General features: G+C 69.9%; 15 protein-coding genes and 2 pseudogenes. 6 read left to right on the forward strand and 11 right to left on the reverse strand.

The genetic code is table 11. The annotated features are described in order from the left end of the window. Positions 1-67 precede the first annotated feature (67 nt). The 3 genes from HC362_RS02790 to HC362_RS02800 form a co-directional block, all read right to left on the reverse strand. Entirely contained in the window at positions 68-1,555 is a 1,488-nt protein-coding gene (locus HC362_RS02790; protein ID WP_243082179.1) for an MFS transporter, read from the reverse strand. Between the two features lie 126 nt (positions 1,556-1,681). Next, entirely contained in the window at positions 1,682-2,332 is a 651-nt protein-coding gene (locus tag HC362_RS02795; RefSeq protein ID WP_243082180.1) for a TetR/AcrR family transcriptional regulator, read from the reverse strand. A gap of 241 nt (positions 2,333-2,573) precedes the next feature. Next, on the reverse strand, positions 2,574-2,990 hold the full coding sequence (locus tag HC362_RS02800; protein ID WP_243082181.1) for a PGPGW domain-containing protein: 417 nt from the start codon (positions 2,988-2,990) through the stop codon (positions 2,574-2,576). Between the two features lie 1,915 nt (positions 2,991-4,905). Here HC362_RS02800 and HC362_RS02805 point away from each other — a divergent pair. Together HC362_RS02805 and HC362_RS02810 are read left to right on the forward strand one after the other, a co-directional pair. Continuing rightward, positions 4,906-6,015: a PLP-dependent cysteine synthase family protein gene (locus HC362_RS02805; RefSeq protein WP_243082182.1), complete on the forward strand. Its 1,110-nt coding sequence runs from the start codon at positions 4,906-4,908 to the stop codon at positions 6,013-6,015. Then, positions 6,012-7,310, forward strand: coding sequence for an MFS transporter (locus tag HC362_RS02810; RefSeq protein ID WP_243082183.1), 1,299 nt, complete (start codon positions 6,012-6,014; stop codon positions 7,308-7,310). The genes HC362_RS02805 and HC362_RS02810 overlap by 4 nt, the downstream gene beginning before the upstream one ends. A gap of 230 nt (positions 7,311-7,540) precedes the next feature. Here the strand turns inward: HC362_RS02810 and HC362_RS02815 are convergent, their stop codons facing one another. Beyond that, positions 7,541-7,996: a MerR family DNA-binding protein gene (locus HC362_RS02815; RefSeq protein WP_243082184.1), complete on the reverse strand. Its 456-nt coding sequence runs from the start codon at positions 7,994-7,996 to the stop codon at positions 7,541-7,543. A gap of 18 nt (positions 7,997-8,014) precedes the next feature. Between HC362_RS02815 and HC362_RS02820 the strand changes: the two genes are divergently transcribed. Further along, on the forward strand, positions 8,015-8,233 hold the full coding sequence (locus tag HC362_RS02820; RefSeq protein ID WP_347568411.1) for a hypothetical protein: 219 nt from the start codon (positions 8,015-8,017) through the stop codon (positions 8,231-8,233). A 97-nt stretch (positions 8,234-8,330) separates the two neighbouring features. Here HC362_RS02820 and HC362_RS02825 read toward each other — a convergent pair. Beyond that, positions 8,331-8,679 (reverse strand): annotated as a pseudogene (locus HC362_RS02825) (AraC family transcriptional regulator); the annotation flags it as partial. Positions 8,680-8,730: 51 nt separating this feature from the next. Between HC362_RS02825 and HC362_RS02830 the strand changes: the two are divergent. Then, positions 8,731-9,041 (forward strand): annotated as a pseudogene (locus HC362_RS02830) (MFS transporter); the annotation flags it as partial. Between the two features lie 124 nt (positions 9,042-9,165). Here the strand turns inward: HC362_RS02830 and HC362_RS02835 are convergent. Continuing rightward, positions 9,166-9,588 (reverse strand): secondary thiamine-phosphate synthase enzyme YjbQ, encoded by a 423-nt coding sequence (locus HC362_RS02835; protein ID WP_243082185.1) that lies wholly within the window; start codon positions 9,586-9,588, stop codon positions 9,166-9,168. A 99-nt stretch (positions 9,589-9,687) separates the two neighbouring features. Here HC362_RS02835 and HC362_RS02840 point away from each other — a divergent pair, with 99 nt between their 5' ends. Further along, positions 9,688-10,848, forward strand: a complete 1,161-nt coding sequence (locus tag HC362_RS02840; protein ID WP_243082186.1) for an NAD(P)-binding domain-containing protein — start codon at positions 9,688-9,690, stop codon at positions 10,846-10,848. 182 nt (positions 10,849-11,030) lie between these two features. Here the strand turns inward: HC362_RS02840 and HC362_RS02845 are convergent, their stop codons facing one another. The 5 genes from HC362_RS02845 to HC362_RS02865 form a co-directional block, all read right to left on the reverse strand. Further along, complete coding sequence (locus HC362_RS02845; protein WP_243082187.1) at positions 11,031-12,050, reverse strand: LacI family DNA-binding transcriptional regulator; 1,020 nt, start codon at positions 12,048-12,050, stop codon at positions 11,031-11,033. Positions 12,051-12,189: 139 nt separating this feature from the next. Beyond that, the gene (gene rhaS, locus HC362_RS02850; protein WP_243082188.1) at positions 12,190-13,275 is read right to left on the reverse strand and encodes a rhamnose ABC transporter substrate-binding protein; all 1,086 of its coding nucleotides are present in this window, start codon (positions 13,273-13,275) and stop codon (positions 12,190-12,192) included. Positions 13,276-13,379: 104 nt separating this feature from the next. Further along, positions 13,380-14,348, reverse strand: a complete 969-nt coding sequence (locus tag HC362_RS02855; protein WP_243088327.1) for an ABC transporter permease — start codon at positions 14,346-14,348, stop codon at positions 13,380-13,382. 104 nt (positions 14,349-14,452) lie between these two features. Beyond that, positions 14,453-15,478, reverse strand: coding sequence for an ABC transporter permease (locus HC362_RS02860; RefSeq protein ID WP_243088328.1), 1,026 nt, complete (start codon positions 15,476-15,478; stop codon positions 14,453-14,455). A gap of 8 nt (positions 15,479-15,486) precedes the next feature. Further along, complete coding sequence (locus HC362_RS02865) at positions 15,487-17,121, reverse strand: sugar ABC transporter ATP-binding protein (RefSeq protein ID WP_243082189.1); 1,635 nt, start codon at positions 17,119-17,121, stop codon at positions 15,487-15,489. A gap of 320 nt (positions 17,122-17,441) precedes the next feature. Between HC362_RS02865 and rhaI the strand changes: the two genes are divergently transcribed. Next, positions 17,442-18,635: an L-rhamnose isomerase gene (rhaI, locus tag HC362_RS02870; protein ID WP_243082190.1), complete on the forward strand. Its 1,194-nt coding sequence runs from the start codon at positions 17,442-17,444 to the stop codon at positions 18,633-18,635. Positions 18,636-18,754: the final 119 nt, after the last annotated feature.

Consider the following 18,754-nt stretch of genomic DNA (forward strand, 5'->3'; position numbering starts at 1 on the left):
GAGTGACGAGGGAGGGGCTGTGAGAGAGGCGGCGAGCGGGTGACAACGGCGGTTTGACCGCTGCGGCTCAGCCGAGGTGCGGGGCCGCGTGCGTGGCCTCGGCAGGGTCCGCGACCCGCTGCGGCCGACGGGCGTTCATCAGGGCGCCGACCAGGACGGCCGCGCCGAGCAGGATCGCGGTGGCCACGACGTACGCGGTGGCGAAACCGTCGGTGAGTCCCTCCTTGAGGAGAGCGGGGGTGGGGCGGCGGCCGGAGAGGTAGTCCTTTGTCGCGTCCGTCGCGACGGTGTTGAGCAGGGCGGTGCCGATGGAGGCGCCGATCTGCTGCGAGGTGTTGACGGTCGCCGAGGCGATGCCCGCGTCCTGTTCGCCGACTCCATGGGTGGCGTAGTTCATCGACGTCGCCATCACCAGCCCCATGCCGAACCCGACAAGGAGCTCGCCTGGCAGGACACCGGCCGCGTAGGAGGTGTCGGCTTCCAGGGTGGTCAGCCAGGCCGTGCCGCAGGCCGCGAGCAGCAGCCCCGGGACGACCAGCGCCCTGGGTGCCACCCGGGGAAGCAGTCGCGAGGCGACACCTCCGGCGGCGACCAGAACTCCGGCGGTCAGAGGCAGGAACGCCACTCCGGTCAGCAGTGCCGAGTAGTCCTTGACTGCCTGCAGGTAGTACGTCAGGAACAGGAACATCCCGAACATGCCGACCACCGCCAGGGCAACCGCGAGATAGGCGCCTGCCCGGGTGCGGTCGCTGACCACCCGCGGCGGCAGCAGCGGCTTGGCCACCCGGCGCTCGACGAACGCGAAGGCGGTGAGCAGGACCACGCCGAGCGTCAGCAGGAAGAGGACCCGCCGGGAGCTCCAGCCGTCGGATTCGGCCTCGCTGCATCCGTAGACGAGTGCCACCAGGCCGGTGACGGCGAACAGCACGCCGGGCAGGTCCAGCCGCGGCCGGTTTCCGTCGCGTACGTCCCTGGGCAGTATGTACCAGCCTGCGGCGGCGATGACGGCGATCGGCACATTCACGTACAGGCACCAGCGCCAGTCGAGGTACTCCGTGAGCAGCCCGCCGAGCACCAGACCGACGGCCCCGCCGCCGGCCGCAATGGCGCCGAAGACACCGAAGGCCTTGGCGCGTTCGCTCCGCTCCGTGAAGCTGACGGACAACAGCGACAGCGCCGCGGGCGCGAGTACGGCGGCGAACGCGCCCTGCAGCGCCCTCGCCGCGAGCAGCATGCCGAACCCGACGGCCGCACCGCCGAGCGCCGAGGCGCCCGCGAAGCCGAACAGGCCGATGAGGAAGGCACGCTTACGGCCGGTGAAGTCGGCGATACGGCCACCGAGCAGCAGCAGGCTGCCGAATGCGAGCGTATAGGCGGTGATGATCCACTGCCGGTCGCCGTTCGAGACGTCGAGGTCCCGCTGCGCCGACGGCAGAGCGATATTCACGATCGTGATGTCGAGGACGATCATCAATTGGGCGAGGCAGATGAAAACCAGCCCGATCCAGCGCCGACGGGGGTTTTCTTTTTCTGCTGACTGAGTGAATTCAGACATGACAGCCCCTTTCAGGAAATGAAACAGACACACTTCAGGCCGGGAGGCCATTGAAGAGAAGTGGGAGAAGGAATCAGGAGAGGGGAACTGGAACCCGGAAGAAGGAGAGCGATCCCCGCATAGTGGTCAGCTGTCGCGGGGCGGCCGGCCCGCGAACATGCGGCTGCGGAGACGTCTGAACCAGGCGGCGTCGATCACCGGACCGGGCAGCCGTTTTCGCCGCGCCGGGCCGGGCGACGCCCGCAGACCGCCGAGGTAGATCTCCAGCTGCCGGTGCGCGAGCGGCACATCCTCGGCGAACCGTCCCCCGGGCAACGGCCTCGTGAGCCGAACGATCATGAAGATGACGTCGCCCGCCACCGCGTCGGGCCGCAGGGCTCCCGCCGCCTTGCACTCTCCCAGCAACTCTTCGAGCGGGTGGGCGGGATCGCGCACTTCCCGGAAGGTCCGCTCCATCACCGGAAGACCGAAGAGGGAGGGCAGCACCGCGCCGATCTTCATCTCGACGGCGGCATGCATGAAGCGGCGCAGCGCCTCGAAAGGGTCGGACTCCTGCTCCCTCGCGCGGCGCACGGCGCTGTAGAGCGCCTCCACTGTCTCGGCGGCCACCGCCCGAATCAGCTCTTCCCTGCTGGGAAAGCGACGGTAGAGCGTGGCAATTCCCACTCCGGCGCGCCGGGCAACGGTTTCCAGTGGCGCGTCCGGACCTTCGTTCACAAAGATTTCCCGCGCGGCGTCGAGAATCTGCTCCCGATTACGCTTGGCATCCGAACGCACGGCACCGCCCCTCCTGCTCCACCGGGCCCCTGCAACGGGCTGATCGCCCGCCACCCGTTCCCGCTCTTTCGACTGCCACAGTAGAGCGATGTGGAGGCTTTTCCTTCACCTCGCGGGGGAACTGAGAGTGATTGCCACCGGAACCCTCCGCATCGTGGGGGTCGCAGCTGGAAGTCGAGCTCCGGCGAACCCAACCACCAAGGCTCTCCGGCCAATCGCAGCCGGACGCGCGGAAAGCCGACTACTGGCGGGCCGCCCGCAGACGTTGCAGTCGGCGGTGGCTCCAGCCGAGGAGCACGAAGAGTACGACGCCGGAGACGATCAGGCTGCCGCCGGTGCTCCAGCCACTGAACGGCAACCGCGGCACCAGTCCCCATGCGACCCCGGCGCCGATCAAACCGAGGCCGACCAGCGTCGATCCGGCGATCCGCCACTTGGACGACACGCTCTCCTCGGCGGCCTGCATGGCGCGGAACCGCACCGGTTCCAAGTGGCGGTGCAGGGCAGGGACGGCACGGGCGAGCAGCACCATGCCGGCGAACACCAGCAGCAATCCGGGCCCGGGGAGGACGAGCAAGGCGACGCCCACTGCGACCAGCAGCCCGCCGGCGATGGCCCATACGACCCGCAGCACCGGATGCAGGTTGTTGTCCGCCACGTCATCTCCCGTTCCCGTCGCTCGCACCGTGGATCCTTCGCCTCGGGTCCGAGTCCCGACCGGCCCCGAAGTCCCGACGGCGCCCCGGCGAAGCCGCCAGGCGCTGGACTGCCCGCCCCGTCGCGGTCGGCCTCGCACCGCGCCGCGGGCCAGGGCGCTTGCTGGACCCAGGGTTGGTCTCCGTGCGGGCGAAGGGCCGATACCACGCCCACCACTCACCCGACTGGCTCAAGCTGAGCCGTCGGCAGCGGGGGCCGACATCCAGCGCGGCGAGGCCGTGCGCCATGGACATCGTCCTCGCAGGGTTTGCGGGCTTCCTTCCGGCGGGAGCAGCGCGGGCGCAGCCAGCCACAGCGGTAGTGCGGTACGTGCCCGGTACAGGTCCTCGGAGTCGTTGGCCTCGCCCCTGCCATCCCGCAGGCGTCGGACCGCGAAAGCCGAAAGATCGGGGCCACGCGCCAACGGCGTAGTCGGGGTCCACCCCTCGTGTTGCCACGTCCAGTGGCGTCCGCACTCCCCTGGTCAGCGGGTTCATCGAGGCGTCGCCTGGCAGCCGCTCACAAATGCCTTCCCCCGGTACGACGTTGAGGCGTCGGGCTCCCGCTACCGAGCAACCACCGTGTGTTACGCCACTGTTCCGGTAGAGGTAATCGGCACGGCGGGCAAACCGCTAGGATCACGGTGTGATTGCAGCCTGGTCGCCGGCCCCCGCACTGCGGGCCCGTACTGCCGCGGGTCCGTGGCCTGTGGTCTGGCTGGCACTGCTGCTGTTCGCGCTCGTGGTTACCCATGGGCTGAGTGCCGACAGCGCAGAAGGTCACACAACGCCTGGTTTGGCTGCTTCTGCTCGGGTTGCGGATGCTCACCACGACGCCTCACTCCCGTCACTGTCCGCCGTAGCGACGGAGAACGATGGGGCTGAGCGCCACTCCCACCACGCGGGGGAGGAATGCGTCTCCGCAAAGCCTCAGCAGGGGCCTGATCTGGACAGTCCCTGTCTTACGCCGCTGAGCGCGGATACCACGTGCGTTCGCGGGGTGGGGAAGGCTGACGGCTCGGAGTCCGATCCCGGAGTAGCCCGGCTGTCCGCGTCCAGATGTTCGGTGGTTCAGCAGGTTTAGAGCCGTTCTTCCTGTCAGACACCCCGCGCCGTGGTCGGTGCTGCAGAGGGTGCTGACGGGGGAAGCTACCTGCCCGGCGCGATGCGACCCGGAGGGCCACCCTCGGTTGCCCTCGGTCCCGATTGTTTTCCTGCGCCGGCTGCCACCTGCTGATCTCTGCCTGCCGATTCTCCCGCGCCGCGGACGGCCCGGCAGCCACCGGAGGGTCCGTGACAGCCCGTCCCCTGTTCCTCTGTCCTGTCCGCTTGGCCTCGCAGCGCGCCTCGTGGGCGCGCTGGCTTGGTGCACTGCTGCTCAGCACTGTGCTGCTGACCTTCCTCATGTGCGCTGGGGCGCACGGCAACGCCGGGGGCGGGCACTCGCACCAGTCCGCATCCTCGGCTGCCGCACCTTCAGCCATGGAAGCCGCCCCTGAAGTACCCCAAGAGCCCGAAGAGCCGCATCCCACGGCCGACTGTTTGCTGAGTACGAGCTCCCGAGTCGCCCAACTCACAGAACAGCCGCCATTCCTCGCAGGCGCCATCGTGGCGCTGGCCGTCGCTGCCATCTTCGTGGCCGTACGGCAGCCGGATACCGGGCCCGCTACGCCGAAAGGCCCGAGACGACGCTCGGGCCGAAGTCTTCTCACCGTCGTGTGCCGGTGGCGCATCTAGACGCTCGTACGCAGCCGCTTCCGCCGGCGGCTGCCGCGTGCCGGTACCTGAAGGGGGACGCCCATGCCCCGTCATGGTGCGGCGCGCGAGATGAACCCGCATTGCCCGCATTGCGCTTCATCGAACGAGAGTCGAAAACAGATGCAGTCACTGACAACTACTGCCGTCACTCCCCCGCGCTCCGCCCTGGGCGGGCTCGTGGGGAACACCCCTGTCCTGCGGGTGTCCGAGCCGCTGTGCCCCTCCGGGCGCGGGTTCTGGGCCAAGCTGGAGGGGTTCAACCCCGGAGGGATCAAGGACCGCCCGGGACTGCACATGGTCGAACGTGCCCGCGCTCGAGGTGAGTTGCTCCCGGGCGGGAGGATCATCGAGTCCACCAGCGGCACCCTCGGGCTCGGGCTCGCCCTGGCGGGTCTGGTCCACGGGCACCCGGTCACCCTGGTCACCGACCCGGGCCTGGAGCCGTCGATGACACGGTTGCTGACCGCCTACGGCGCCCGCGTCGACATCGTCCCAGAGCCGCATCCGACCGGCGGCTGGCAGCAGGCACGCCGTGACCGGGTCGCCGAACTGCTGGCCGAGCACCCCGGTTCCTGGTGCCCTGACCAGTACAACAACCCCGACAACACCAGTGCCTACCTTCCACTGGCCCTGGAACTCGCCTCGCAGCTCGGCCACATCGACATCCTCGTATGCAGCGTAGGCACCGGCGGCCACTCTGCCGGGGTCTCCCGCGTGCTGCGACAGCTCTACCCTCAACTGCGGCTGGTCGGCGTGGACACCATCGGCTCGACCATCTTCGGACAGCCCGCCCGTCCCCGGCTGATGCGCGGCCTGGGATCGAGCATCTATCCGCGCAACGTCGCCTATGAGCACTTCAACGAGGTCCACTGGGTCTCCCCCGCCGAATCCGTGTGGACCTGCCGGCAGATGGCCTCCTCGCACTACGCCACCGGCGGATGGAGTGTGGGCGCCGTGTCCCTGGTGGCCGGCTGGCTGGCCCGTACACAGCCCGCTGACACACGCATTGCGGCGATCTTCCCCGACGGGCCGCAGCGCTATCTGGAGACCGTGTACGACGACGCGTACTGCGCCCGGCATGGCCTGATGGAGGCCCCACCCGCCGTCGCCCCCGAGGTGGTGGGCCGGCCGGACGAGAAGGAAGTCACCCGCTGGACGCGGTGCACCGAGGTGATCGACCCGCTCGCCCTCGCCTCTCCTGCCCGCCCCGCGACGGAGGGTGCCCGGTGAAAGGCAACCTGACTCAGTTCCGTTCCTACCCGGGCAGCGTCCAGCTGTTGATGGCGAATCAGTTCACCATCAACCTCGGGTTCTACATGCTGATGCCGTACCTGGCGCAGCACCTGTCCGGCTCCCTCGGGCTGGCCGGATGGCTGGTGGGCCTCGTCCTGGGGGTGCGCAACTTCAGCCAGCAGGGCATGTTCCTGTTCGGCGGCGCGCTGGCCGACCGGTTCGGGTACAAGCCGTTGATCGTCGCCGGGTGTGTGCTGCGCACCGTCGGCTTCGCCGTGCTCGGCCTGGTCGACTCGCTGCCCGCCCTGCTCGCCGCCTCGGCGGCCACCGGCCTGGCCGGAGCCCTGTTCAACCCGGCGGTACGTGCCTACCTGGCCGCGGACTCGGGCGAGCGCCGCGTCGAGGCGTTCGCGCTGTTCAACATCTTCTACCAGGCCGGGATTCTGCTCGGCCCGATCGTCGGCATGGTGCTGACCGGTGTCGACTTCCGCGTCACGTGCCTGGTCTCGGCAGCGATCTTCGCGGTGCTCAGCATCGTTCAGATCCGTGCGCTGCCCGCCCGCCGGGGAGACGACGACCAGCAGGAGAGCACTGCGGCCAGTGTGCTCTCACAGTGGCGCGGCATCTTCGCCAACCGGCCCTTCCTGCTGTTCTCGGCCGCGATGATCGGCGCCTATGTCCTCGCCTTCCAGGTCTACCTGGCCCTGCCGTTGGAGGTACGGCGGCTTGCGGGCGAGGGGGAATTCGGTACCTCGGCGGTCGCACTGCTCTTCGCCGTCTCCGGTCTGAGCACCATTCTCGGCCAGACCAAGGTCACAGCCTGGTGCAAGGCCCGCATGGAGCCGGGGCACGCGCTGTCGCTGGGGCTGTCCGCCATGGGGCTGGCCTTCGTGCCGCTGCTGGCCGCCATGGTGATCCCCGTACCGGACGGTGGTGCTGGGCTGTGGCTGCTGGCGGCACTGCCGCCGTCGCTTGCCGCGCTGTTGCTCGCGGTGGGGCAGATGATCGCCTACCCCTTCGAGATGGACACCATCGTCCGGCTCTCCGGTGACCGGCTCGTAGCCACCCACTACGGGCTGTACAACACCATCTGCGGCATCGGCATCACCCTCGGCAACCTGCTCACCGGCGCCTCGCTGGATGCCGCCCGCGCCGCGGGCGTGCCGGCGCTGCCGTGGATCTGCCTGTGCACACTCGGCCTTGCCTGCGCCGCCGCCTTGTACGGGCTGCAGCGCACCGGCCGTCTGACCGGCCACGCCCTCGGGGCTGAACCCGAGCCCGCGACAGCCTGATCTCACCCCTCGTTCCGGGGACGGGCGCCCACGTCGAAGGGCGCCCGTCCCCGGGCTGAACCTGCCCGAGAAGCTCCCCCTTGCTCACATCAGCCCTGCCGGAGCCGACCGAGCTGCGGCTGCGACCTTTCCGTGCCGTCCGCTACGGCACACGACGTGTCGGTGACCTGTCCGATGTCATCGCCCCGCCCCTACGACGACACCGCACCGGCGCACGCCAGAGCACTGCGCTACTGCCCGTTCCCGGCCGCAGGGGCCCGCGACCATTCTTCTGCTCGTCCGTGGCGGTGCCAACCGCGGGCTCGTCCTCGGGGCGAATCTGACGTCATGCTCAACCCGTTGATCGCGGGAGTGGCCGTACCCGCGCTGAGGCGATGTGGCAGTCGTGCAGCCGCTTCGCCCTGATCGTTGTGCCTGACGGGGAAGTGAGCCGGAAGGTGGGTACCGATGAGCCCGGCAAGGACCTGCCGGAAGCGGGGGCAACGGGCGAAGTCCTCATGGTCGCAGTCCAGGGCGCATTCAATGAGCTCCAAGGAGGATTGGGCAGCGGCGATACTGGCGCGCAGTGCTCCGGCCTCCCGGCGCAGGATGTCTCGCCGTGCCTCGGGCCCGGTGACGGCCAGGGAGCGAATGGTTTCCAGGGACAGCCCGGCTTCCTTGGCACGCAGGATGACGGCGACGCGCACTGTCCCAGCCCGACAGGCATGTCCAACGAAACGAAGACGGAAGAATCGTCGCGAGAACTGGTCACCCTGCTCGATGCGGTGGACGCCCTACCCGGAGCCGCTGAACTGCGCTCACGCTCGTACGAGCTGCTCGCGACCAAGCCTGGAACGGCCGTGGTCGATGTGGGCTGCGGCGCGGGACGAGCCGTAGCAGAGCTGGCCGAACGGGGTGCCACGGCCATCGGGATCGATCCGTGAGCCCTACAGTCAAACGCTGCGGAGCGTCACGGTGGGCATCACAGGCCACCCGCCCCTCCCGAGGCCCGATGGCTCCGCATCACGGCGCGACTCGATAACGCGTCAGCGTGCGCCTGCTGACACCGACCGTCCGCGCGTGGGCGTCCAGGCCGCGCGGGTCCGCGGGATCGGCCAACAGCGCCTCGTCCACGGCCCATACGCGTTGCGTCGGTGGGGTGCGGCACCTCGATGGGCAGCGCCGGCAAGGGACGCGACAGGTCCAGCACCACCGCCTCGGCCCGCAGCCGCGCGTCATCGGCGAGGTCGTCGCGGTTCAGGTAGCCGATCAGGTGAGCCAACAGACCGTCGACACCGACCGGTGTGGGCTCCGTCCACTTCAGGCCGCATCGATCGGGCTCGACGTAGAGGCTGCACAGCACCGCGTCGCGGGTCGCACCGGCCCGATGCCTCGGGGTTGAACAACGGCGTGGCTCTGGCCCGAGTCGCTCGCCCCCTGCATCCCGGCCATGATGACCGCGATGTCCGGTGCCCCGCAGGAACAGGCGGGCCTGGCCTCCGGCATCGTCAACACCACCTACCAGGTCGGCCGGCTCTCGGCCTCGCCCCACTGACCGCCCTGGCGACCTCGCAGGGCGCGGGCAAGCTCGGTGACCTCCCGGCCCTCACCGACGGGTTCAGCGCCGCCTTCACCGCCGCCGCGATCGCCGCAGCGGGCGCACTGCTCACCGTGCTCCTGATGCGCGACCGCCCCACCACCGCCGGTCCGGACGGCACGGCGCAGCCCGCAAAGGAGCAGATCGAGGTGTAAGCATTGGACTGTAGCGCCCGTTGTAAGACCCCCATAGCGCACACATCGACCACGGAAGCCGTGGGAGCCGAAGACCGGCCCCCACGGCCTGCGCACACCCAGGACGATCTTGATCGGTCCAGGCTCATCCCAGGAAACTCAGCCGAACCTTCCGTTCCGGGTTGTCCCCATTGGTGTCCACCAGGCACACGGACTGCCAGGTGCCCAGGGCCAGTTCTCCGCCGATCACGGGCAGGGTGGCGTGTGGTGGTACCAGGGCGGGGAGCACGTGGTCGCGGCCGTGGCCGGGGCTGCCGTGTTTGTGGCGCCAGCGGTCGTCGGCCGGGAGCAGGTCTTGGAGGGCGGACAGCAGGTCCTCGTCGCTGCCCGCTCCGGTCTCCAGGAGCGCCACCCCCATGGTGGCGTGGGGTGCGAAGACGTTCAGCAGACCGTCCCGGCCCTGGGCGACGTCCCGCAGGAAGGAGGCGCACTCCCGGGTCACGTCGTGGACCGTCTCACGTGAGCCGGTCCTGACGTCGATCTCGCGTGTGGTGAAACGCTCAGCCATGGGGCGATCCTCTCAAAGAACGTCCCGCGATCACCGGCAGGAAGTGCCGGCGTACGGCCGGACGGGAAGGTTCCCGGGCTCCCGACGGTTGGTACGGGCATGAACAATGTGGCGGTCGTGGTCGTCGGCGCCGGGCAGGCGGGGCTCTCCAGCGCGTACCACCTGCGGCGGTCCGGGTTCGAGCCCGGTGTGGACTTCGTGGTCCTGGATCATTCGCCCGCTCCGGGCGGTGCGTGGCAGTTCCGGTGGCCCACGCTGACGTACGGCCGTGCCCACGGGATGCACGCGCTGCCCGGTATGGAGCTGACCGGCGCCGATCCGGAGCGTCCTTCGGCGGAGGTGATCGGGGAGTACTTCGCCGCCTACGAACGCGCCTTCGGCCTGCGGGTGCGGCGGCCCGTGCATGTGCGCGAGGTGCGGGAAGCGGGCTGGGGCGGCCGACTGCTGGTGCAGACCTCGGAGGGTGACTGGACGGCACAGTCCGTGATCAATGCGACGGGCACCTGGGACCGGCCGTTCTGGCCCCGGGTGCCGGGTCAGGAGTCCTTCCGCGGTCGGCAGCTCCATACGGCGCAGTACCCGGGCCCCGGGTCGGACGCCTTCATGGGAAAGCGGGTGGTCGTCGTCGGGGGCGGGACCTCGGCGGTGCAGCACCTCATGGAGATCGCCGAGGTCGCACGGGAGACGCTGTGGGTGACGCGGCGGCCGCCGCTCTTCCGTACCGGCCCCTTCGGCCAGGAGGAGGGCCGGGCCGCAGTGGCGCTGGTCGAGGAGCGGGTGCGCGAGGGACTGCCGCCCCGCAGCGTGGTGTCGGTGACGGGCCTGCCGATGACCGACGAGGTGCGCCGCGCCAGGGAGAGCGGGGTGCTGGAGCGGCACCCGATGTTCGCCCGGCTCCCCGAGGACGGTGTCGAGTGGGCCGACGGCAGGCGGGCACCGGCGGACACCATTGTGTGGGCCACCGGTTTCCGCCCGGTCACCGACCACCTGGCGCCGCTGCGGCTGCGCGAGCCGGGCGGCGGCATCCGGCTGGAGGGTACGCGAGCGGCCCGCGACCCGCGGATCCATCTGGTCGGCTACGGTCCCTCTGCCAGCACGATCGGCGCCAACCGGGCAGGGAGGTCGGCCGTCCGCGACATACGGGCACTGCTGGCCGCCTCGGGCCGGCAGGCGGGGGACGAGGAGTCGGCCGGGGAGGGGGAGGAGAAATGGGCGAGGGACGAGGGGCGGGCTGCGGCGGCGGTTTCCGCCGTCGCGTGACGGTCTGCCCCCGGGTCGGTCCCCGTCACGCAGGCGGTCCCCGTCAGTCCCACCCCTCGGTCCACGTCAGACCCTCGCCTCGGTCCACGTCAGACCGCGTCGGCCCGGGACACCCGGGACACCCGGGGCAGCCCCGCGTCAGCCCCGCGTCAGCCCCGCGTCAGCCCCGCGTCAGCCCCGCGTCAGCCCCGCGACGGCAGCGTGGAGGCTCTGACGACGAGCTCGGGCTGGAGCACGATGCGCTGGTGCTCGTGGTGGGCCGCGTCGTCGCCGGTCTCCTCGATGAGCAGGTCGGCGGCCGCCCGGCCCATACGGTAGGCGGGCTGCCGTACGGAGGTGAGGGGGACGGCCGCGGCGGCGGCGAACTCGATGTCGTCGTAGCCGACCAGGGCGACTTCCTCGGGGACCGCGACACCGGCCCCGTACAGGGCCTGCAGCACGCCGAGGGCCATCAGGTCGTTGGCGCAGAAGACGGCCGTGGGGCGCGGTGACATACCCAGCAGCCGGGCGCCCGCGTCGCGGCCGGCCGCCACGTCCATCCGGGCGCCCTCGATGTGCCGCAGCTGTGCGCCGCTTCCGGAGGCGCGCAGGACCTCGACGGCGCCGGTGTACCGGTCGCGGCACTGGTTCAACTGCATGGGACCGCTGACGTAGGCGATGTCGCGGTGGCCGCTCTCCAGCAGATGGCGTACGGCGAGCCCGGCGCCCTCGACGTCGTCCACGGAGACCGAGCACCCTTCCGCGCTGGGCACCACCCGGTCGACGGAGACGAACGGGATGCCGTGCCGCTGGAAGGCGGTCAGGTTCTCCCCCGTTGTCTCAGTCGGAGTGATCAGGACGCCGCGGACGCGCTGTTCGGCGAAGAGGGCGAGATAGTCGGCCTCTTCGCTGGGGCTCTGTGCGCTGTTGCAGAGCATGACGCCCAGCCCCGCGGCACGCGCTGCCCGTTCCGCGCCCGCTGCGACGTCGACGAAGAACGGGTTCGCCATGTCGAGGACCAGCAGGGCGATGATGCGGCTGCGTCCGGCGCGCAGGTGGCGGGCGGCCTCGCTGCGCACATAGCCGAGCCGTTCGATGGCGGACTGCACGCGCAGCCGGGTCTCCTCGGCCACCATGGTGGGCCGGTTGATGACGTTGGAGACCGTGCCGACGGAGACTCCGGCCGCGCGGGCGACCTCCTTGATCCCGACCGTTCGGCTCACCCGTGCGCCCCAGTGGCTTCCGGCCGCCCGCCCCGCTTCCGCCGCACCCTGCTCAGCCCCTCCCTGTCGGCCGCCCGGCCTCTGTTGAACCGACGTTCGACGTCGTACAGGCTCAAGTTTCGCAGAGGCCGGACGGCTCTCAGAAGTCGAAGTCGTCGATGTTCTTGCTGGTGAAAACCGTGGGCGGGCCGAGGACGACTTCGCCGTCCTTGCCGACTGTGTACTGCCCGAGCTTGCCCGCCTTGAACTTTTCGCCCTCCTTGCCGGTGATCTGCCCGGAGGAGAGGGCCGCGGCGGCATAGGCGCCGAGGTAGCCGAGCTTGGAGGCGTCCCACAGGGAGAACTGGTCGATCGTGCCGTCCTTGATGTACTTGCGCATCTGGTTGGGCGTGCCCAGTCCGCCGAGGGTGACCCTGCCCTTGTACTTGGAGCCGCTGACGTAGCGGGCCGCGGCTGCCAGGCCGACCGTGGTGGGCGAGATGATGCCCTTCAGGTCCGGGTACGCCTTGAGGAGCCCTTGGGTCTCCTGGAACGACTTCTGGTCGACGTCGTCGCCGTAGGCGGTTTTGACGAGCTTCATGCCCTTGTACTCGGGCTTCTTCAGCTCGTCCTTCATGATCTTTATCCAGGTGTTCTGGTTGGTGGCGTTCTGGGTCGCCGAGAGGATCGCGATGTCGCCCTTGTAGTCGAGCTGTTCGGCCATGTCCTTGACCAGGCCGCGGCCGATGTCCTCGGAGGACGCCTGGTTGATGAACAGGTGACGGCACTCCTTGCCCGCGTCCGAGTCGTAGGTGACGATTTTGATGTCCTGCTTCATGGCGGTCTTCAGCGGCCCGCATACCGCGTTGGGGTCGTTCGCGGCGAGCAGGATGGCGTCCTGCCGCTGCTGTGTGAGCGTGTTGATGTAGCTGACCTGGGAGGAGGCCTTGGCGTCGGACGGACCCACCTCCTTGCCCTCACCGCCGAACTCCTTGGCGGCCTTGATGCCTCCCTTGTCGACGACCGTCATATACGGATTGTTGATCTGCTTGGGCAGAAAGGCGATCTTCAGGTTCTTCTTCAGCGGCGCGTCCGGATCGGCCTTGGCGTTCTGCGCCTTGTCCTTGGCGTCGTCCTTCGCGTCGCTCTTGGTCGTACCCGAACAGCCCGCGAGCGCGACAGTCAGGGCGCAGGCCGCCGCCGTGACGGGGAGGAGGCGTGAGCGGTGGCGGTTGTGGGATCGCATGAGCTTGGCCTTTCGGGTTGGCCTTCAGGGGGGGTGGGGAGCTGCCGTGGGGGCCGCGGAGGCCCATGTGGTGTGACATACGGGGCCGCTCATCGGCCGCCGTTTCAGGGGTTCCCGCCGACCGCTGTGCGGCGGTGTCCGCGTGCGGTGAGCACCGAGACGGCTCTGGGCGTGAGTACGGAGACGATCAGCAGGGCGCCGGTGACGATCACTTGGATCTCGTGCGAGACGTCGTTGAGCGTCAGAAGGTTGTCGAGAACGCCGATGAGCAGCACCCCCGCGACCGCACCGCCCAGGGTGCCCTTTCCGCCGTCGAAGTCGACGCCGCCCAGCAGCACGGCGGCCACGACGGCGAGCTCCAGACCGAGCCCGTTGTCGGCGCGTGCGCTGCCGTAGCGCAGGGTGTAGACGATCCCGGCGAAGGACGCCACCACGCCGCTGACTGCGAAGAGGATCAGTTTGATGCGCTTGACCCGGACCCCGGCGAAGTAAGCGGCGTCCTCCTGCGCTCCTACGGCGAACAGGGCGCGGCCGAAGCCGGTGCAGTGCAGCACGACGGCGGCGAGGACGGCCAGCACGGCGAAGAGTGCCAGCGGGTACGGCACGAAAGTGCCCGGCAGCGTCTCGCTGCTGCGCGCCCACCTGGCATAGGTCTCCGGGAAGTCGGCGACGGCCTTGTTGCCCAGCACGACCGAGGCCAGCCCCCGGTAGAGGGTGAGAGTGCCGATGGTGACGGCGAGTGAGGGCAGCCCCACACGGGTGACGAGCCAGCCGTTGAGCAGGCCGCCGAGCAGTCCGACCGCCAGGCAGACCGGGACGATCGTCTCGAAGGCCCACCCCGCGTCCCACAGCGCCCCCGCCAGCGCGCTGGAGAGGCCGAGCATGGAGGCGACGGACAGATCGACCTGGCCCGCGACCACCAGCAGGGTCATCGGCAGCGCCAGCAGGGCGATCTCCGCGGTGTCGTTGAGGGCCGCAGACAGGTTCGCGGCGTCGGAGAAGCCCTCGGTGGTGCCGGTGCCCACCAGGAAGGCGGCGACGAGCAGCGCGCCGACAGCCGCGTCCCAGCGCACGAAGCGGCCAGGCCCCCTGCCGGCGTCCCGGCGGGCGTCGCGGCGTACGTCACGGTGGTCTCCGACGGGGTCGGGCCCGTCCGCCGGGCTGACCGGTGGTGCGTTCACTGCCTTCTCCTCTTCCTGAGCGCACGGGTGCTGCGGCCGCGCACCACACGGTCGGTGCTGATGGCGGCGAGCAGCAGCGCACCGGTGATGGCCTGCTCCCAGAAGGAGCTGACTTTCAGCACGACCAGGGCGCTGCCGATGGTGGTCAGCAGCAGCGCTCCAAGTGCGGCGCCCCACACGGTGCCCACTCCCCCGGTGATGGCGACTCCGCCGACGACGACCGCGCTGACCACGGTCAGCTCCCATCCGTTGGCCGCGTCGGCGACGACGGTGCCGAAGCGGGCCAGCCACAGCGCTCCGGCGAATCCGGCGACGGCTCCGGAGAAGGCGTAGGCGCCCAGCACCCTGCGGCGGATGGGGATACCAGCCAGCCGGGCGGCCTCCGGGTTGGAGCCGATGGCGTACAGCTCCCTGCCGCTGCGGTAGGCCCGCAGGTAGTAGCCCGTGGCCGCGAGGACCAGCGCGGAGATCAGCGGCAGGTAGGGGATGCCCAGAGCGCTGCCGCTGCCCAGGGTGAGGATGTCCTCGGGCACGGTCGCGGCGTTGATCTGCTCCCCGTGCGCCCAGGCGTGGTCGACGCCCTGGATGACGTACAGCATGCCGAGGGTGACCACCAGCGCCGGCACCCTGCCGAAGGTGACCAGGGCGCCGCTGACGAGCCCGCAGCAGGCTCCCAGCGCGATGCCGAGCAGGACGAGGGTGAGCGGACCGTGGTCGGTGCCGGAGACGAACGAGCCGCAGGCGAACGCGGTCAGCCCGACGACCGAACCGACGGACAGGTCGATGTTGCGGGTGAGGACGACGACTGACTGGCCGGTGGCGAGCAGCACGAGGATGGAGGAGTTGAGCAGCAGGTCCTTGACCCCCTGCTCGTCCAGGAAGGCCGGGTTGACCAGCCAGGTGACCAGGATGAGCACAAGGAGCGCGCCGCCGATGCTGTACTCGCGTATGCGCAGCACCGTCTCGGCGGTGGAGCGGCCGGTGCGCCCGGGCTCGGTCCGGGTGCCGGCGGGGGACGGCAGAGTGGTGCTCACGCGGCGCCTCCTCGCGGACCGTGCGGGGTTCTGGAATCCGCCCTGGGTGGTCCCTCCGGCTGGAGGGACCTGGTCGAGCACTCCGGCCGGGCGCGTGCGGTCGAACCGTCCGGCCGGACGCGCCCGGTCGCCGCGGCCATCACCGTCTCCTCGTCGGCACGGTCGCGGGGTATCTCGGAGACGAGACGGCCCTCGTGCATGACGAGCACGCGGTCGGCCATGCCGAGGACTTCGGGCAGGTCGGAGGAGATCATCAGAATGGCGAGTCCTCCGGCGGCCAGTGAGGTCAGCAGGCGGTGTACTTCCGCCTTGGTGCCCACGTCGATGCCACGGGTGGGCTCGTCGACGATGAGCACCGCCGGCTCGGTGGCCAGCCACTTGGCGAGGACGACCTTCTGCTGGTTGCCGCCGGAGAGCACACTCACGGAGTCCGAGAGGCGGTCGTACTTCAGCCGCAGTTTCAGCCCCCAGTCGCCCGCGCGGGCTCGCTCGGCGGCACGGCGCACGAGTCCGCCGCGGCCGAGGCTTCCGAGGCCGGTGAGACCGATATTGCGCTCGATGGAGGCTTCCATGACCAGGCCGCGCTGTCTGCGGTCCTCGGGCACCAGGGCGATTCCGGCGCTCATGGCGGCTGTGGGCGAGCCGGCGCGCAGCGCCTTCCCGGCGACCCGTACCTCGCCCGCGTCGGGGCGGTCGACGCCGAAGACGGCCTGGGCGACCTCGCTGCGGCCCGCGCCCACCAGTCCGGCCAGCGCGACGATCTCCCCTTTGTGCACCTCGAAGGAGACGTTGCGGAAGACGCCTTCGCGGGTCAGCCGGTGCACGGTGAGTGCGACTTCTCCGGTGCTGGTGTGCTGCTTGGGATAGAGCTCGCCCAGTTCGCGGCCGACCATGCGGCGGACCAGGTCGTCCTCGGTCAGTCCGGCCAGCGGTTCGGAGGCCACCAGCTGTCCGTCGCGCAGGGTGGTGACCCGCTGGCACAGTTCGAAGATCTCGCTCAGCCGGTGCGAGATGAACAGTACGGCGGCGCCCTCGGCACGCAGCGTCTCGACGACGGAGAAGAGTCGCGCTGTCTCGCTTCCGGTGAGCGCCGCCGTCGGCTCGTCCATGATGAGGACGCGCGCTTCGAAGGAGAGCGCCTTGGCGATCTCGACGATCTGCTGGTCGGCGATGGACAGTCCGCGTGCGGCGCGATCGGGGTGCAGGTCCACGCCGAGCCGGTCCAGCAGCGCCGCCGTCGCCTCGCGGACGGTGGCGTGGTCGACCCGGCCCAGGGAGCGGCGGGGCTGGCGGCCCATGAAGATGTTCTCGGCGATGGACAGGTCGCCGAAGAGGGTCGGCTCCTGGTAGATGACCGCGATACCCGCGTCCCGTGCGTCGGCGGGGCCCTGGAAGGCGGCTGGAGAGCCGTCGAGCAGTACGGTGCCGCTGTCGGGGGCGTGCACACCGGCAAGGATCTTGATCAGTGTGGACTTGCCCGCACCGTTCTCTCCCGCGAGGGCGTGCGTCTGACCGGGATACAGCTCCAGATCGACGCCGCGCAGTGCGCGCACGCTGCCGAAGGACTTGCTCACCTCCCTCAGCGCGAGAACCGGCGCTCGGTCGGCGCCGGCCGGTGCGGTGCTGCTCATGCTTCTCCTCCGGGTGATCAGCAAGAGAACCGACGGCGGCTCAGAACACGGGAATCGGCGGCGCTCAGCGGTGAATTGATTCAATCCCACCGAGCAGTGGACGGGAAGCTAGCCCCAACCACCAGGCGGGTCAAGGGGGCAGGGAACCGCTAAAACTCCATGGCTGCAAGGATATTGACCATCCACGGCGAGGACCTCTAGGTTCCCCACGCCGAGTAATGAATCGTTTTTAGCCCGTACGGCCTTCTCCAGGCACACGTACGCGGCGGACGCCAGGTGCTCGGCAGTTGCCCGAACCCCGCGCCCACTCGAGGAGCCGTATGCCCGAGCAGAACCTCGCGCGCGTGAAATCCGCCCTGCGCGCCCAGCGGATCGAGACGGCATCGTGGGCGTACGGGAACTCCGGTACGCGCTTCAAGGTGTTCAGCCAGCCCGGGGTTCCGCGTACGGTCCAGGAGAAGCTCCAGGACGCGGCGCGCGTGCACCAGCACACCGGTGTGGCACCCCAGGTGGCGCTGCACATCCCCTGGGACCGCACCGACGACTACGCCGCGCTGGCCGCGTACGCCGAGGAGCGCGGAGTACGGCTGGGCGCGATCAACGCGAACGTCTTCCAGGAGGACGCCTACAAGCTCGGCTCCGTCACCAACCCGGACCCTGCGGTACGGCGCAAGGCGCTGGACCACCTGCTGGAGTGCGTCGACATCATGGACGCGACCGGCTCTCGCGATCTGAAGCTGTGGTTCTCCGACGGCATCAACTACCCGGGCCAGGACGACCTGCGGGCCCGCCAGGAGCGGCTGGCGGAGGCGCTGCGCGCTGTCTACGAGCGGCTGGGGCCCGAACAGCGGCTGGTGCTGGAGTACAAGCTGTTCGAGCCCGCCTTCTACGCCACCGACGTGCCCGACTGGGGCACCTCGTACGCGCACTGCCTCAAGCTGGGCCCCAAGGCCCGGGTGTGCGTCGACACCGGCCACCACGCCCCCGGCACCAACATCGAGTTCATCGTCGCTTTCCTGCTGAACGAGGGAAAGCTGGGCGCGTTCGACTTCAACTCGCGCTTCTACGCGGACGACGATCTGATGGTGGGCGCCGCCGACCCCTTCCAGCTCTTCCGCATCATGTACGAAGTACGCGCCGGCGGCGGACTGCCCGGCACACCGGAGAGCTCCCGGAGCGATCCGCAGCTCGCCTTCATGCTCGACCAGTGCCACAACATCGAACCCAAGATCCCCGCCATCATCCGCTCGGTGCTCAACGTCCAGGAGGCCACCGCCAAGGCGCTGCTGGTCGACCAGGAGGCGCTGAGCGAGGCGCAGCGGTCCGGTGACGTACTGGGCGCCAACGCGGTGCTGATGGACGCCTACAACACGGATGTTCGGCCGCTGCTGGCCGATCTGCGGGAGGAGCTGGGTGCCGACCGCGACCCGGTGGCGGCGTACGCGGCCTCCGGCTGGGCCGAGACGATCGTGCGCGACCGCGTGGGCGGCTGCCAGGCGGGATGGGGCGCGTGAGCGGCCGGCAGACGAAGTGGTGTGCGGGCAGCGGCCGGCAGACGAAGCGGTGCACAAGGAGCGGCCGACTGGCGAAGCGGCGCGCAAACGGCGGCCGGCAGACGAAGCGGTGCGCGGGC

It is taken from the genome of Streptomyces sp. 891-h (genome assembly GCF_022760275.1).
GTDB lineage: Bacteria > Actinomycetota > Actinomycetes > Streptomycetales > Streptomycetaceae > Streptomyces > Streptomyces spirodelae.